Origin of the sequence: Limnohabitans sp. (assembly GCF_040401135.1) — a bacterium.
Classification (GTDB): Bacteria; Pseudomonadota; Gammaproteobacteria; order Burkholderiales; family Burkholderiaceae_C; genus Limnohabitans.
Genome location: NZ_JBBAOV010000007.1, coordinates 1 through 15,195 on the forward strand (window position 1 = coordinate 1; position 15,195 = coordinate 15,195).

13 protein-coding genes and 1 other RNA gene are annotated in these 15,195 nt (G+C 56.0%); 10 read left to right on the forward strand and 4 right to left on the reverse strand.

The window, feature by feature from the left end:
* Positions 1-49 precede the first annotated feature (49 nt).
* The 4 genes from ssrA to ompA form a co-directional block, all read right to left on the reverse strand.
* Positions 50-438: a transfer-messenger RNA gene (ssrA, locus tag ABWP81_RS03265) on the reverse strand.
* 12 nt (positions 439-450) lie between these two features.
* Positions 451-1,116, reverse strand: a complete 666-nt coding sequence (locus tag ABWP81_RS03270) for an HAD-IA family hydrolase (RefSeq protein ID WP_353139375.1) — start codon at positions 1,114-1,116, stop codon at positions 451-453.
* Entirely contained in the window at positions 1,116-1,835 is a 720-nt protein-coding gene (gene ubiG, locus ABWP81_RS03275; RefSeq protein ID WP_353139378.1) for a bifunctional 2-polyprenyl-6-hydroxyphenol methylase/3-demethylubiquinol 3-O-methyltransferase UbiG, read from the reverse strand. The genes ABWP81_RS03270 and ubiG overlap by 1 nt, the downstream gene beginning before the upstream one ends.
* Before the next feature lie 69 nt (positions 1,836-1,904).
* Positions 1,905-2,519 (reverse strand): outer membrane protein OmpA, encoded by a 615-nt coding sequence (gene ompA / locus ABWP81_RS03280; RefSeq protein ID WP_353139381.1) that lies wholly within the window; start codon positions 2,517-2,519, stop codon positions 1,905-1,907.
* Positions 2,520-2,744: 225 nt separating this feature from the next.
* On the opposite strand from ompA, the gene gyrA reads away from it, so the two are divergent.
* From gyrA to rfaE1, 10 genes are all read left to right on the forward strand, one after another.
* Positions 2,745-5,432 (forward strand): DNA gyrase subunit A, encoded by a 2,688-nt coding sequence (gyrA, locus tag ABWP81_RS03285; RefSeq protein WP_353139384.1) that lies wholly within the window; start codon positions 2,745-2,747, stop codon positions 5,430-5,432.
* A 7-nt stretch (positions 5,433-5,439) separates the two neighbouring features.
* A complete protein-coding gene (gene serC, locus ABWP81_RS03290) occupies positions 5,440-6,561 on the forward strand; it encodes a 3-phosphoserine/phosphohydroxythreonine transaminase (protein WP_353139387.1) in 1,122 nt (373 codons plus the stop codon).
* Positions 6,562-6,569: 8 nt separating this feature from the next.
* The gene (gene pheA, locus ABWP81_RS03295) at positions 6,570-7,670 is read left to right on the forward strand and encodes a prephenate dehydratase (protein ID WP_353139390.1); all 1,101 of its coding nucleotides are present in this window, start codon (positions 6,570-6,572) and stop codon (positions 7,668-7,670) included.
* Positions 7,670-8,566 (forward strand): prephenate dehydrogenase, encoded by an 897-nt coding sequence (locus ABWP81_RS03300; protein WP_353139529.1) that lies wholly within the window; start codon positions 7,670-7,672, stop codon positions 8,564-8,566. Before pheA ends, ABWP81_RS03300 begins: the two co-directional genes overlap by 1 nt.
* Entirely contained in the window at positions 8,567-10,579 is a 2,013-nt protein-coding gene (locus ABWP81_RS03305; protein ID WP_353139393.1) for a bifunctional 3-phosphoshikimate 1-carboxyvinyltransferase/cytidylate kinase, read from the forward strand.
* Positions 10,580-10,731: 152 nt separating this feature from the next.
* Entirely contained in the window at positions 10,732-12,429 is a 1,698-nt protein-coding gene (gene rpsA / locus ABWP81_RS03310) for a 30S ribosomal protein S1 (RefSeq protein WP_353139532.1), read from the forward strand.
* Positions 12,429-12,746 carry an integration host factor subunit beta gene (locus ABWP81_RS03315; RefSeq protein ID WP_353137053.1) on the forward strand — a complete coding sequence of 106 codons (318 nt, stop codon included), beginning with the start codon at positions 12,429-12,431 and terminating at the stop codon, positions 12,744-12,746. Before rpsA ends, ABWP81_RS03315 begins: the two co-directional genes overlap by 1 nt.
* Positions 12,747-12,805: 59 nt before the next feature.
* On the forward strand, positions 12,806-13,105 hold the full coding sequence (locus ABWP81_RS03320) for a lipopolysaccharide assembly protein LapA domain-containing protein (RefSeq protein WP_353139396.1): 300 nt from the start codon (positions 12,806-12,808) through the stop codon (positions 13,103-13,105).
* Complete coding sequence (gene lapB / locus ABWP81_RS03325) at positions 13,095-14,246, forward strand: lipopolysaccharide assembly protein LapB (protein WP_353139399.1); 1,152 nt, start codon at positions 13,095-13,097, stop codon at positions 14,244-14,246. Before ABWP81_RS03320 ends, lapB begins: the two co-directional genes overlap by 11 nt.
* Positions 14,243-15,172: a D-glycero-beta-D-manno-heptose-7-phosphate kinase gene (gene rfaE1, locus ABWP81_RS03330; RefSeq protein ID WP_353139402.1), complete on the forward strand. Its 930-nt coding sequence runs from the start codon at positions 14,243-14,245 to the stop codon at positions 15,170-15,172. The genes lapB and rfaE1 overlap by 4 nt, the downstream gene beginning before the upstream one ends.
* The last annotated feature ends 23 nt before the right edge of the window (positions 15,173-15,195 follow it).

Sequence of the window (15,195 nt, forward strand, 5' to 3'; positions counted from 1 at the left end):
GCTAGTAGGCAAAAAAAAGCCAACCGGTTAGGGTTGGCTTTTAAGGTATTGGTGGAGCTGGCGGGATTTGAACCCGCGTCCACAAGCCTTTTTCGTACAGTTCTACATGTGTAGTCGTCTGATTTGAGTCTTATCTGATGAACCGCGCAGCGACACGCTGAAAATCAAACCAGCATCCTTAGATCTCGCACAACATCAAGGTGCCCGATGTCATGCCAGCCAATATGAGTTACCTTGCAGCTAGGACTTTTGAGGTTTTAACACCCCAATCACCCTAACCCAGCCTATCGGCCAACTGTTGCAAGGCTCACCGGATTAAGCGGCGAGTGCGAAACGTTCGTCGTTTGCAGTTAGTTTTTTTTCCGCTGTTTTACGAGGATCAGAACCTCGACATGCCCTGCCACGCGTCCGAACCCATGTCGAAACCAGTGCAGCCCCAAGTCTCGTATTTTAAACCTGCGCCAGCAGTTGCAAGAGCTTATTTGGTGAATCGACCGATAAATCTGCACCCCAGGTGCTGACATCGGTCTTTTCACCCAAATATCCGTAAGTGGCAGCCACCGTAGGCATGCCTGCGGCACGGCCTGCGGCAATGTCGCGCTCGTCGTCGCCCACATACAAACACACCTCAGGCGGCAACGCCAAACGTCGTGCCGCTTCAAACAACGGTTCGGGATGCGGTTTAGAGTGCGGGGTGGTGTCACCACTCACAATCGCGCGCGCACTGGCAAACAAAGGCATGGCCGCGGTAAGCGGATCAGTGAACCGCGCCATTTTGTTAGTCACCACGCCCCAAGGCATTTGGCGCAGAAGGAGGTGCTCAATCAATTGATGCACACCGTCAAATACATAGGTGCGCACGGTCATGGCAGCTTCGTAGTTGGCAAAGAACTCTTCGCGCATAGTCAAAAAGTTTGGGTGTTCAGGTGTTATGTCGAATGCCACCTTAAGCATGCCGCGTGCGCCTGCGCCTGCCAACGGGCGGTAAAGCTCGTAGGGGAGTGATGGCATGCCACGGTCAGTGCGCATTTTGTCGGCAGCAGCGGCGAGATCAGGGGCACTGTCAATCAAAGTGCCATCCAAATCGAAGAGCACCGCACGAATATTTTTCAGCATCACAGGGGTTTTTGCGTGGCAACCATGTAGTTGACGCTGGTGTTACCACTCAGCCAATAGCGACGGGTCAAAGGGTTGTATTCCATGCCACGGGCGTGCTGCCACTCTAGGCCCGCTTCGCGGCAATCACGCGCCAGCTCGCTGGGGCGGATGAATTTAGCGTATTCGTGGGTGCCACGGGGCAACAAGTTGAGTACGTACTCCGCCCCCACGATGGCAAACAAAAACGACTTGGCGTTGCGGTTGAGGGTTGAGAAAAACACATGGCCACCCGGCTTGACCAATTGCGCACAGGCACGCACGATGGACGATGGGTCGGGCACATGCTCGAGCATTTCCATGCAGGTCACCACATCAAAGCTGGCGGGTTGCTCAGCCGCCAAGGCCTCCACCGCCACTTCACGGTATTGCACGTTGGGCGTTTGCGCTTCTAAGGCATGCAGTTGGGCCACTTTGAGGGACTTGGTCGCCAAATCAATGCCCAAAGGATATGCGCCTGAACGAGCCATGGCATCAGTCAAAATGCCGCCGCCACAGCCCACGTCCAACACTTTTTTGTCTTGCAAGGGCACGATGCCATTGATCCAATCCAAGCGCAGTGGATTAATTTGATGCAGAGGCCGAAACTCACTCTCAGGATCCCACCAACGGTGAGCGAGATCTGAAAACTTGGCCAATTCGGCCTGATCAAAGTTAGTATGAGCGGCGGTGTTTTGCATAGTTTGTATTGTCGTTCAAGCAAAAAGAAACCCCGCCGAAGCGGGGTTTCTTTTTCAGATCAAGTCAGATCAGTTCTTGCGGGTGCCCACAACTTCGATCTCAACGCGGCGGTTCTTAGCACGGCCTTCGCTGGTCACGTTGCTAGCCACAGCTTGCTTCTCGCCCTTGCCTTCTGTGTAAATGCGGTTTTTCTCGATGCCTTTGGACACCAAGTAAGCCTTCACAGCTTCAGCGCGACGCACTGACAGTTTTTGGTTGTAAGCGTCAGAGCCGACAGAGTCAGTGTGACCCACAGCAATGATGACTTCCAAGTTGATGCCTTTAACCTTAGACACCAAGTCGTCCAACTTGGTTTTGCCAGCTGGCTTGACCACGGCTTTGTCAAAGTCAAAGAATGCGTCAGCAGCATAAGTCACCTTAGAAGCGGCGGCCACTGGAGCAGCTGGAGCAGCAGCTCTAGGAGCAGGAGCAGGAGCAACAACAGGAGCAGGAGCAGCAACGGCGCCGTCACAGCCAGGAGCGGCAGTGGCAGGCGTCCAGTTGGCATCACGCCAGCACAAACCTGTGGAGTTTTTCCACACGTCACCAGAGGCGTTACGCCAGTTGTCAACGTTTTGAGCTACAGCAGCGGTAGCCAATGCAGCGGTAGCAACAAAAGTTGCTAAGTTTTTCAAGTTTTTCATGATTAACCTCTGAGGGATTTATAAGCCGCAGACCACTCTGCGAATCGGGGCAGTCTAGGTGGGGACACCTCTGACGCTTGAAATATTGTGCCATAACCAAAACGAGTAACTTCTTCTAATAACAAGTGTTGACAATTTAAGCGGGGGGCTGTTGCTTCGGTGCCACAAAGGAATGGGCCACTTATCAGCCTAAAATGTCCGGTTTCCTGCATTACGGCCTCTTTCATGACCCAGTTCGCCAAAGAAACCTTGCCCATCAGCCTAGAAGAGGAGATGCGCCGCAGCTACCTAGATTACGCCATGAGTGTGATTGTGGGCCGCGCCCTCCCTGATGCGCGCGACGGTCTAAAGCCCGTGCACCGACGCGTCTTGTTTGCGATGCATGAGCTCAACAACGACTGGAACCGTCCTTATAAAAAGTCAGCCCGTATCGTGGGTGACGTGATTGGTAAATATCACCCGCACGGCGACAGTGCGGTGTACGACACCATCGTTCGTATGGCCCAAGACTTTTCGTTGCGCCACATGTTGGTGGACGGCCAAGGTAACTTCGGCTCGGTGGACGGCGACAACGCTGCGGCCATGCGTTACACGGAAATTCGCCTGTCCAAAATAGCTCATGAGATGTTGAGCGACATTGACAAAGAAACAGTCGATTTCGGCCCTAACTATGACGGCTCTGAGAAAGAACCGCTGGTCTTGCCCAGCCGCATCCCCAACTTATTAGTCAACGGCTCCTCTGGCATTGCCGTGGGCATGGCCACCAACATTCCGCCGCACAACTTGAATGAAGTGGTAGACGCTTGTTTGCACATGTTGCGCAACCCAGAGGCAACCATAGACGAGTTGATGGAAATCATCCCTGCGCCCGACTTCCCAACCGCCGGCATTATTTACGGCATCAGCGGTGTCAAAGACGGCTACCGCACAGGCCGCGGCCGCGTGGTGATGCGCGCCAAGTGCCACTTTGAAGACATCGACAAAGGCCAACGCCAGTCCATCATCGTGGACGAGTTGCCTTACCAAGTGAACAAAAAGACCTTGCAAGAGCGCATGGCGGAATTGGTTCACGAGAAGAAGATTGAAGACATCAGCCACATTCAAGACGAATCTGACAAGTCGGGCATGCGCTTGGTGATTGAGCTCAAGCGCGGTGCCGTGCCTGAAGTGGTGTTGAACAACCTATACAAACAAACTCAGCTGCAAGACACCTTCGGCATGAACATGGTGGCGTTGATCGACGGCCAACCTAAGCTGTGTAATCTGAAGACCTTGATTCAGGTCTTCTTGCAACATCGCCGCGAAGTGGTCACACGCCGCACCATCTTTACCCTGCGCAAAGCCCGCGAACGCGGTCATGTGCTGGAAGGTTTGGCAGTTGCGCTGGCCAACATTGACGAGTTCATCCGGATCATTCGCAATGCACCTACGCCCCCCGTGGCCAAGGCCGAGCTGATGACCAAGTCTTGGGACAGCCAATTGGTGCGCGAGATGCTCACCCGCAGTCGCTCCGATGGTGGCGTGATCAACGCCGACGACTACCGTCCTGACGGCCTAGAAAAAGAATTCGGCATGGGCGGCGATGGCCTGTATCGCTTGAGCGATACCCAAGCCCAAGAAATTTTGCAAATGCGCTTGCAACGCTTGACGGGTCTTGAGCAAGACAAGATCGTCAACGAATACAAAGACGTGATGAGCGAGATCGACGACTTGCTAGATATCTTGGCCAAGCCTGAGCGCGTGTCAACCATCATCAGTGACGAGTTGACTGTGGTCAAACAAGAGTTCGGCCAAACCAAGCTTGGCGCACGCCGAAGCGTGATTGAGCACAACGCCCAAGACTTGGGTACCGAAGACCTGATCACGCCCACGGACATGGTGGTCACACTCAGCCACAGCGGCTACATCAAGAGCCAACCTTTGTCTGAATACCGCGCCCAAAAACGCGGCGGTCGTGGCAAACAAGCCACCGCAAATAAAGAGGACGATTGGGTAGACCAACTCTTCATTGCCAACACGCATGACTATTTGCTGTGCTTTTCCAACCGTGGCCGCCTTTACTGGCTCAAGGTTTGGGAAGTGCCCGCAGGCTCACGCGGCTCACGCGGCCGCCCTATCGTCAACATGTTCCCCTTGCAAGAAGGCGAAAAAATCAACGTCGTCTTGGCGCTCACCGGTGAAGCACGCACTTTCCCAGAAGACCAATTTGTGTTCATGGGCACGTCGATGGGAACCGTGAAGAAGACCTCGCTTGACGAGTTCAACAACCCACGCAAGGGCGGCATCATCGCCGTCAACTTGGACGATGGTGACTTCCTTGTCGGAGCAGCCCTGACCGACGGCAAGCACGACGTGATGTTGTTCAGCGACGGCGGCAAGGCCGTGCGTTTTGACGAAAATGATGTGCGCCCCTTGGGTCGCAGCGCGCGTGGTGTGCGCGGCATGATGATCGAAGAAGGTCAAAGCGTCATCGCCATGTTGGTGTCTGAGCAAGAAGATCCAGCAGCTGCGATCGATGAGACTGTGGCTCGCGCCAGTGTGTTGACTGCCACCGAAAACGGTTACGGCAAACGCACTAACATCAGCGAATACACCCGCCACGGCCGTGGCACCAAAGGCATGATTGCCATCCAACAATCCGAGCGCAACGGCAAGGTTGTGGCCGCCACCTTGGTGCAAGCCGATGACGAAATCATGCTAATCACCGACACCGGTGTGTTGGTGCGCACCCGCGTGGGAGAAATTCGCGAAATGGGCCGCGCCACGCAAGGTGTGACTTTGATTGGATTGGACGAAGGCGCCAAGCTCAGCGGTTTGCAACGCATTGTCGAAAACGATGCCAACGCCCACTTCAGCGAAGGCGTAGAAGACGACAACGCTGAAGGCGGCACGGACGCCACCAACGAAGGTTAATCAAGGGATGAACCGCCCCTTTAACTTTTCTGCAGGTCCAGCGGCCATGCCGCTGGAGGTGTTGCAGCAAGCGGCCTCTGAGATGACCAACTGGCCCGATGCACAGGGCCGCCCTTCTGGCATGGGTGTGATGGAAATGAGCCACCGCGGCAAAGAGTTCATCAGCATCTATGAACAGGCCGAGGCCGATGTGCGTGAACTGCTGGCTGTGCCCGCCCATTTCAAAATCTTGTTTATGCAAGGGGGCGGTTTGGGAGAAAACGCCATCGTGCCATTGAATCTCTCACGCGGCGAAACCGTTGATGTCGTGGTCACGGGCAGCTGGAGCGAAAAGTCATACCTAGAAGCCAGTAAATACTGCAAGCCTCATTTGGCTGCCACAGGCGCTGACAGCCACTTCACGGCCCTGCCCGCCCCCGCAAAATGGCAGCTCAGTGCTGGCACACAGTACGTGCACATTTGCACTAACGAAACCATCCACGGCGTTGAGTTTCACACCCTGCCTGACCTCCAAGCCTTGGGCTCTGATGCGCCACTGGTGATTGACTTTTCATCACATGTGCTCTCGCGCAGCGTGGATTGGTCCAAAGTCGGCTTGGCTTTTGGTGGCGCACAAAAAAATATTGGTCCTGCAGGCGTGACGCTGGTCATCGTGCGCGAGGACTTGATGGGTCACGCACTTAAAGCTTGCCCCAGTGCGTTTGATTACAAAGTGGTGGCGACGCATGACTCGATGTACAACACGCCGCCCACTTACAGCATTTATATGGCGGGCTTGACCTTCCAATGGCTCAAGCGCCAAAAAGAAGGCTCGCTCAGTGGCGTCGCTGCGATAGAGCAGCAAAACATCGCCAAAGCCAAGCTCTTGTATGACTTTTTAGACAACTCCAGCTTTTACAGCAACAAGGTGGCGCACGACTGCCGCTCACGCATGAACGTGCCCTTCTTTTTAGCCAACGAATCGCGTAACGACGCCTTCTTGGTTGGCGCCAAAGCCGCAGGCCTGTTGCAACTGAAGGGCCACAAGTCAGTCGGCGGCATGCGCGCCAGCATTTACAACGCCATGCCCATCGCAGGCGTGCAAGCGCTGGTGAGCTACATGCAAGCGTTTGAAAAAATACAGGCCTAATCAAGCACATGAGCCAACAACCTATTCAGTCTGACGCCCTTGCCGCCTTGCGCGTGCAAATTGACGCGCTCGACAAACAACTGCTGCAACTGGTCAACGACCGCGCCAAAGTGGCCGAGCTTGTGGGCGAAATCAAACGCGCCGAAGGCTCGCCGTTCTTTCGCCCTGACCGCGTGGCGCAGGTGATCGACAAGATCACCCAAGCCAATCCTGGTCCGCTGAAGAACGAGCACATCGCGTCCATCTGGCGTGAAATCATGTCAGCTTGCTTGGCTCTTGAAGCACCACAACGCGTGGCGGTGCTTGGGCCCCAAGGCACTTTCTGCGAACAGGCTGCGATTGAGTTTTTTGGCAGCGCTGCCAATCTCATTTACTGCGCCAACTTTGACGAAGTCTTTCACGCCACCGCTGCGGGCACAGCCCAATTCGGCGTGGTCGGCATGGAAAACTCCACCGAAGGCGTAGTGGCCCGCTCGCTCGACTTGTTCTTGCGGTCGCCCGTGCATGTGGTGGGTGAGATAAGTCTGCTGGTACGCCACAACCTCATGCGCCAAATTAACTCCGATGCTGATATTGAATTGGTGATGGCCCACCCCCAAGCTTTGGCGCAGTGCCAAGGCTGGCTGTCGCAACATTTACCGCACGTCGAACGCCGTGCCGTATCTAGCAACGCTGAAGGCGCGCGTTTGGCAGCCAGCAACCCAGCCTGGGCTGCGTTGGCCAGCGAGCGTGCAGCCAGCCAGTTTGGCCTGCACATCGTGCACCACGCTATCCAAGACGAGGCCTACAACCGCACACGTTTTGCAGTTATCGCATTGCCCCAAACCTTGGACACCCCGCCCGCATCGGGCAACGACTGCACCAGCTTGGTGGTGTCGGTGCCCAATCGTCCGGGTGCCGTGCACGACTTGTTGGTGCCGCTCAAAAACAACGGTGTGTCGATGACACGCTTTGAGTCACGCCCCGCCAAATCGGGACAGTGGGAGTACTACTTCTACATAGACATCCAAGGCCATGTCAGCCAACCCCATGTGGCTGCGGCGCTGCAAGAGTTGCAAGGCTTGTGCGCGTTCTACAAGGTCTTGGGTTCTTACCCAGTTTCTGAATGATGTTCCAACGGCTTGCCCTGATCGGCTGTGGCCTGATGGGCGGCTCGTTTGCTCTCGCTTTGCGCGAGGCGGGCTTGGTACACACCATCGTCGGTTTCAGCGCGTCTGAAAAAACCCGCCAGCGCGCCGTTGAACTCAAGGTCATTGACCAAGCCTGCAACAGCGTGGCCGAGGCTGTACAAGGCGCAGATTTGGTTTTACTGGCCGTGCCCGTAGGCGCCATGCACATCAGCTTTGCCGCCATGCGCGATGTGCTGCAACCCAACACCTTGCTGATGGATGTGGGCTCCACCAAATGCGATGTGATTGCCGCTGCACAAGCCACTTTGGGCGAACGGCTGAACTGCTTTGTGCCCGCCCACCCGATCGCGGGAAAAGAAGTGGCCGGCATTGAACACGCCGAAGCCTCGCTTTACAAAGAGCGCCGCACCATCCTCACACCTTTGCCTACAACTGGCATCCACCGCTTGCAAGCCGCACACGATGTGTGGACTGCGATTGGCAGCCACGTCAGCACCCTCACGCCTGAGGCTCATGACGCTACTTTTGCAGCGGTCAGCCACTTGCCACACATGCTGGCGTTTGCCGCTGTCAATGCCATCACTGCGCAGCCACAAGGCGCTGCGTTTTTAGACATGGCGGGGCCCGGCTTTCGCGACTTCTCGCGCATCGCCGCTAGCGATGCCTCGGTGTGGCGCGACATCTTGAGCGCCAATCATGCTGAAGTGCTCACGCAAGTGGCGCACTTCCGCGCCTCGCTTGACCAGTTTGAAACCGCCTTGAAATCAGGCGACACCGCCGCGCTGCAACACCTGATTCAACAAGCCAGCGACACGCGCTCGGCCTGGTCACTTCTTGCAGACAACGCTTGCAATCAAGCCTCCGAAGACAAATAAATGTTCGCCTCTGCCTTCATCGATATTCCAGCGCTAAAAGGCGCCTCTGGCACCGTCACCCTGCCCGGCTCTAAAAGCATTTCTAACCGTGTGCTGTTGCTCTCGGCCCTGTGCCAAGGCACCACGGTGGTTCACGACTTGCTCGACTCCGACGACACCCGCGTGATGCTGGCCGCGCTGCGCCAACTCGGCTGCGGTGTGGATGTGCAAGGCACGACAGTCACCATCACGGGTTTGGGTGGTCAGCTCAAACACCACGATGCGATAGAGTTTTTTATGGGCAACGCAGGTACCGCCATGCGACCGCTCACCGCTGCACTGGCGGTGCTCGGCGGTGACTTCACACTCAAGGGCGTGCCCCGCATGCACGAGCGTCCGATTGGCGACTTGGTGGATGCCTTGCGCTTACTCGGTTGCTCGATTGACTACTTGGGCAACGATGGGTTTCCGCCCCTGCGCATTGGCCAACCCTCACTCAAACTCGATGCTCCCATTCAAGTGCGGGGCGATGTGTCCAGCCAGTTTCTCACCGCGTTGTTGATGGCTTTGCCTCTCGCGGCAAAAACACAAGACATCGTGATTGAAGTGGTGGGCGAACTCATCAGCAAGCCCTACATCGACATCACGCTCAACCTGTTGGCGCGTTACGGCATTGCGGTGAAGCGCGATGGCTGGCAGCGCTTCACCATTCCACAAGGTTGCAGCTATCAGTCACCCTGCACGATTCACGTCGAAGCCGATGCGTCTTCGGCCAGCTATTTCATCGCGCTGGGTGCCATTGCCGAAGGCAATTCGTCAAATGGCTCCACTGGCGACGGCATCCGCATTCAAGGCGTCGGTGCGGACTCGATTCAAGGCGACATCCGCTTCATAGACGCCGCCGCACAAATGGGCGCCAAAATTACCAGCGGTCCCAACTGGCTCGAAATCAAACGCGGCGCTTGGCCACTTAAGGGCATCACCCTCGACTGCAACCACATCCCCGATGCAGCCATGACCTTGGCTGTGATGGCGCTGTACGCCGACGGCCCCACCACGCTGCGAAACATTGCCAGCTGGCGTGTCAAAGAAACCGACCGTATCGTTGCCATGGCCACCGAATGCCGCAAACTGGGCGCGACGGTTGAGGAAGGTCCGGACTGGATCACGGTTCACCCACTTCAACAGCATCAATGGCAATCCGCCAGCATCCACACCTACGACGACCACCGCGTGGCCATGTGTTTTTCGCTTGCAGCTTTCAATGCAGACCAAGTGCCCGTTCGTATCGAAGACCCTAAGTGCGTCGCTAAAACATTCCCCGATTACTTCGAAGCTTTGTTCTCGGTATCGCACGCCAATACGCAAGACATTCCCGTCATTTGCATCGATGGCCCCACCGCTTCAGGCAAGGGCACTTTGGCTAGCCATTTAGCGCAAGCTTTGGGCTACCACTACCTCGACTCTGGCGCGCTTTACCGCGTCACTGCTTATGCGGCATTGAAAGCTCAACTGTCGTTGGAAACCAACGATGAAGCACGCATTGCCGAGCTTGCGCGCACCTTGCCCGTTCGCTTCGAAGGCGAAACAGTTTGGTTAGGCAGCGAAGACGTGAGCGACGCCATTCGCTCAGAACAAGCTGGCATGAATGCTTCTAAAGTGTCTGTTTTGCCTGCTGTGCGTACCTCTTTGGTAGCGCTGCAGCACAGTTTCCAGCGTCTACCCGGTCTCTTGGCCGATGGCCGAGACATGGGCACCGTCATCTTTCCCCATGCACCTTTAAAAGTGTTTTTGACCGCTAGTGCTGCCCAACGTGCTGAGCGTCGTCATAAGCAATTGATTTCAAAGGGTATTTCGACTACACTTGAAATCCTTCGCGCTGATTTAGAGGCTCGCGATGCTCGCGATTCATCGCGCAGCGTGGCGCCCTTGAAAGCGGCACAAGATGCTTACCAACTCGACAACTCATCGCTCTCTATCGAAGCCTCGGTAGAACATGTGTTGGCTTGGTGGCAAGCAAAGCGGCCTTTTTAAAAGGGCGCAACCCTGGCCCGTTTGGTCCCTATCGCGCTGCATTGGCGCACTGGCCTAACGGATCTAAAACTTAACCTGTGGCTCACGCCACAAAAACCACCGCTTATCGCAGGCCCATGTGGCGCAGCAGTTCCGCTGCCCTCTTTCCCGTGATGAGACAAAGGAAATACATGTCTGAATCTTTTGCCGCCCTATTTGAAGAATCCCTGAAGCGCTCCGAAATGCGCACAGGTGAAGTGATCACTGCTGAAGTGATCCGCATCGAGCACAACCACGTTGTGGTGAACGCTGGCCTCAAGTCTGAAGCCTACGTGCCAATCGAAGAATTCAAGAATGACAAGGGCGAACTCGAAGTCCAAGCGGGCGACTTCGTGTCAGTTGCGATCGGTAGCGTTGAAAACGGCTACGGCGACACCATTTTGAGCCGCGACACTGCCAAGCGTTTGGCATCGTGGATGAGCTTGGAAAAAGCTCTGGAATCTGGCGAATTTGTCACGGGTACAACCAGCGGCAAAGTCAAGGGTGGTTTGACCGTGTTGGTCAACGGCATCCGCGCCTTCTTGCCTGGTTCATTGATCGACACACGTCCGATCAAAGACTTGTCTCCTTACGAGAACAAGACCATGGAATTCAAAGTCATCAAGCTCGACCGCAAGCGCAACAACGTTGTGTTGTCACGCCGTGCTGTGGTGGAAGCTTCGATGGGCGAAGAGCGCGCCAAGTTGATGGAGACTTTGAAAGAAGGCTCGATCGTCAATGGTGTGGTCAAGAACATCACCGAATACGGTGCATTCGTGGACTTGGGCGGTATCGACGGTCTGTTGCACATCACCGACATGGCATGGCGCCGCGTCCGTCACCCTTCTGAAGTGGTCACGGCGGGTCAAGAAATCACTGCCAAGATTCTCAAGTTTGACACCGAGAAAAACCGCGTGTCCTTGGGTCTCAAGCAAATGGGCGACGATCCTTGGATGGGCGTCAACCGCCGCTACCCACAAAGCACTCGCTTGTTCGGCAAGATCACCAACATCGCCGATTACGGCGCATTTGTGGAACTCGAGCCAGGCATCGAAGGCTTGGTGCACGTCTCTGAAATGGACTGGACCAACAAGAACGTGGCACCTTCCAAGATCGTGTCATTGGGCGACGAAGTCGAAGTCATGGTCCTCGAGATCGACGAAGACAAGCGCCGCATCAGCTTGGGCATGAAGCAGTGCAAAGCCAACCCATGGCAAGACTTTGCGCAAACCACCAAGCGTGGCGACCGCGTGAAGGGCCCCATCAAATCGATCACCGACTTCGGCGTGTTCGTGGGCTTGGCTGCCGGCATCGACGGTTTGGTTCACTTGTCTGACTTGTCTTGGAACGAGACCGGCGAAAACGCTGTGCGCGAATTCAAGAAGGGTCAAGAAGTTGAGGCTTTGGTCTTGGCTGTTGACGTCGACCGCGAGCGCATCAGCTTGGGCATCAAACAGCTCGACTCTGACCCATTCACCACCTTCGTGTCGATCAACGACAAAGGCCAAACCGTGACTGGCAAGGTCAAGACTGTGGATGCCAAGGGCGCAGAAATCGATTTGGGCGAAGACATCATCGGCTACTTGCGCGTCAGCGAAATCTCACGTGACCGCGTGGAAGACGCCAGCCACGTGCTGAAAGTGGGCGATGAAGTGACGGCTGTCGTGGTGAACGTGGATCGCAAGACCCGCAACATCCAGTTGTCCATCAAAGCCAAAGACGCTGTGGACCAACAAGAAGCCATGGCTTCCTTGTCACACCAGTCGAAGAGCGAAAACGCTGGCACGACCAGCTTGGGCGCTTTGTTGCGCGCTAAGCTCGACAACAACTAATGACCCGTTCAGACCTGGTCGAAGAGCTGGCTGCCCGCTTTGGGCAGCTCACGCACCGCGACGCCGAATTCGCTGTCAAGACCCTTCTTGACGCGATGAGCGACGCGCTGGTGCGCGGGCACCGCATTGAGTTGCGCGGCTTTGGTAGCTTTTCGATTAGCCGTCGCCCGCCTCGCATGGGACGCAATCCGCGTTCTGGCGAGAGCGTGGCAATTCCTGAAAAACGTGTGCCTCATTTCAAACCGGGCAAAGCCCTGCGCGAAGCGGTGGACACGCGAACCCAAGAATTGTTGACGGGGTCTGTACCCAAAGGTTGATCACCGGTTTTTTCGAGTGGCCGCAAGGCTAAAATGATCCTTGTCACAGAGGAGCTAACTTGAAAAACCTCATGTGGCTGCTTCAGTTCATTCTGAAAGCAGCCATTTTTTTTACCCTGTTCGCTTTCGCACTGAACAACCAACACGACGCCGTGGTCCATTTCTTTTTTGGCACCACGTGGAGTGCGCCGTTGGTATTGGTGCTGCTTGCTGTCTTCGTCACGGGCGTGGCGATTGGCGTCATAGGCATGGTGCCGCGCTGGTTGAAACACCGCCGTTTGGTACAACTTGCCGACACATCAGCACCCGAAATTAAGGCTTCCGCCTCCTCCTCTGCGGACCCCACACATGGAACTTGACCTCAGCTGGATTTTGCTGGGCTTGCCCCTCGCCTTCATCTTAGGTTGGATGGCCTCGCGCATGGACTTGCGCCAACTGCGTCTTGAAAACCGCCAAACACCCAAAGCGTATTTCAAAGGCTTGAACTACTTGCTCAATGAACAGCAAGACCAAGCCATCGACGCCTTTATCGAGGCCGTGCAACACGACCCCGACACCTCTGAGCTTCACTTTGCACTAGGCAACTTGTTCCGCCGCCGTGGCGAATACGAACGCGCTGTGCGCGTGCACCAACACCTGCTGTCTCGCGGCGACTTGAGCCAAACCGACCACGATCGCGCACAACATGCCCTCGCCTTGGATTACCTCAAAGCAGGCCTGCTCGACCGAGCCGAAGAAGCATTAAGCAAACTCGAAGGCACAGCCCACGAAGCGCAAGCGCACTTGGCCTTGCTGAGCATTTACGAGCGTTCACGTGATTGGGCCAAAGCCTCAGTTGTTGCGAAGAAATTGGGCGACAGCGGCCAAGGCAGTTTTCAAGGCCGTTTGGCGCATTACCTGTGCGAAGAAGCGGAAAGCCTTGACGTGACGCAGCATGCCACCCAAATCGTGACCCTGTTGAAACAAGCCACTGAAGCCGCTCCCAACAACGCACGAGCGCGGATGGCCTTGGCTAAAACGTATGAGCAAACAGACCGCTCACCCGAGGCCTATGCCACGCTAGAAAATTTAGCCGCGCAAGTGCCTTCGTCTTTGCCTTTGGTCGCGCCCAAGCTGGCAGCTTTGGCACAAACCTTGAGCTGCACACCCAAAGCCTTGGTTTTGCTAGAAACCAGCTACGCCAAAACACCATCGCTCGATGTGCTGAACGCTATCGTCGCCTTGCAAAAAGCGCAAGGCAACACACACACCAGCGGCTTGTTCGCCAAGCACTTAGAACGCGAGCCTTCGTTGGTGGCGGCTACGCAGTGGATTGCCAACGAAAAATTTGAGCACGAAGAGTTTCACCCGCAAGTTCAACGCGCCCTGGACCGCGCAGCCAAACCGCTGCAGCGATACCGCTGCGCCGCTTGCGGCTTTGAAGCCAGCCAGCACTTTTGGCAATGCCCGGGCTGCCAAGCTTGGGACAGCTACCCCGCACGACGCGTGGAGGAACTATGAACATCACCCAACAACAACTCAACCATGCCCACGTTTTGGTCGTCGGCGATGTGATGCTAGACCGCTATTGGTATGGCGCCGTCGACCGCATCAGCCCCGAAGCCCCCGTGCCGGTGGTGCGCATCACGCGTGAAGAAAACCGTTTGGGCGGCTGCGCCAACGTGGCCTACAACGTGGTGAGTTTGGGCGCACATTCATCCCTGCTGTCGGTCGTAGGCGACGACGAAGCCAGCCACTTGCTTGAAGGCTTGGTGGCCAAGACAGGCATCGCGCCACACTTGGGCCGCGACAGCCAACTCAAAACCACTGTCAAGCTGCGCGTCATTGGCCGCCAGCAACAGTTGCTGCGCGTGGACTTTGAGAACACGCCGCAAAACGAAGTGCTGGCCTCGCAAACAGACCAGTTCATGCAGTTGCTGCACACGCACAAAGTGGTGCTGTTTTCCGACTACGGCAAAGGCGGCTTGGCTCATGTGTCGCAAATGATTGCCGCGGCTCGCACTGCTGGCAAAGTTGTGCTGATTGACCCCAAAGGCAGCGACTACTCGCGCTACTCAGGCGCCACTTGCATCACACCCAACCGCGCCGAGCTGGAGCAAGTCATTGGCAAATGGAGCACCGAATCAGAGCTGGTGCAAAAAGCCCACGCCTTGCGCCAAGAGCTCAAACTCGACGCCTTGCTTCTCACACGTAGCGAAGAAGGCATGACCCTGTTTGACGCACAAGGCGAACTGACGGTGTCTGCCCAAGCACGCGAAGTGTTTGACGTCACAGGCGCTGGCGACACCGTGATTGCCACTTTGGCCACGTTGGTAGCTGCCGGCTTGACTTTGCGCGAAGCTATGCCTTTGGCCAACAAAGCTGGCGGCATAGTGGTGGGCAAGTTTGGGACGGCCACCGTGAGTTACGAAGAATTGATGGTCTAAAAAGCCATAGCAAATCAGGAAAA

Excerpts from the sequence above, each read along its gene's own strand:
- ubiG (WP_353139378.1), bottom strand. The coding sequence starts at position 1,835 with ATGCAAAACACCGCCGCTCATACTAACTTTGATCAGGCCGAATTGGCC.
- ABWP81_RS03270 (WP_353139375.1), bottom strand. The coding sequence starts at position 1,116 with ATGCTGAAAAATATTCGTGCGGTGCTCTTCGATTTGGATGGCACTTTG.
- rpsA (WP_353139532.1), top strand. The coding sequence starts at position 10,732 with ATGAGACAAAGGAAATACATGTCTGAATCTTTTGCCGCCCTATTTGAA.
- ABWP81_RS03300 (WP_353139529.1), top strand. The coding sequence starts at position 7,670 with ATGTTCCAACGGCTTGCCCTGATCGGCTGTGGCCTGATGGGCGGCTCG.
- ABWP81_RS03305 (WP_353139393.1), top strand. The coding sequence starts at position 8,567 with ATGTTCGCCTCTGCCTTCATCGATATTCCAGCGCTAAAAGGCGCCTCT.
- lapB (WP_353139399.1), top strand. The coding sequence starts at position 13,095 with ATGGAACTTGACCTCAGCTGGATTTTGCTGGGCTTGCCCCTCGCCTTC.
- serC (WP_353139387.1), top strand. The coding sequence starts at position 5,440 with ATGAACCGCCCCTTTAACTTTTCTGCAGGTCCAGCGGCCATGCCGCTG.
- ompA (WP_353139381.1), bottom strand. The coding sequence starts at position 2,519 with ATGAAAAACTTGAAAAACTTAGCAACTTTTGTTGCTACCGCTGCATTG.
- pheA (WP_353139390.1), top strand. The coding sequence starts at position 6,570 with ATGAGCCAACAACCTATTCAGTCTGACGCCCTTGCCGCCTTGCGCGTG.
- ABWP81_RS03315 (WP_353137053.1), top strand. The coding sequence starts at position 12,429 with ATGACCCGTTCAGACCTGGTCGAAGAGCTGGCTGCCCGCTTTGGGCAG.
- rfaE1 (WP_353139402.1), top strand. The coding sequence starts at position 14,243 with ATGAACATCACCCAACAACAACTCAACCATGCCCACGTTTTGGTCGTC.
- gyrA (WP_353139384.1), top strand. The coding sequence starts at position 2,745 with ATGACCCAGTTCGCCAAAGAAACCTTGCCCATCAGCCTAGAAGAGGAG.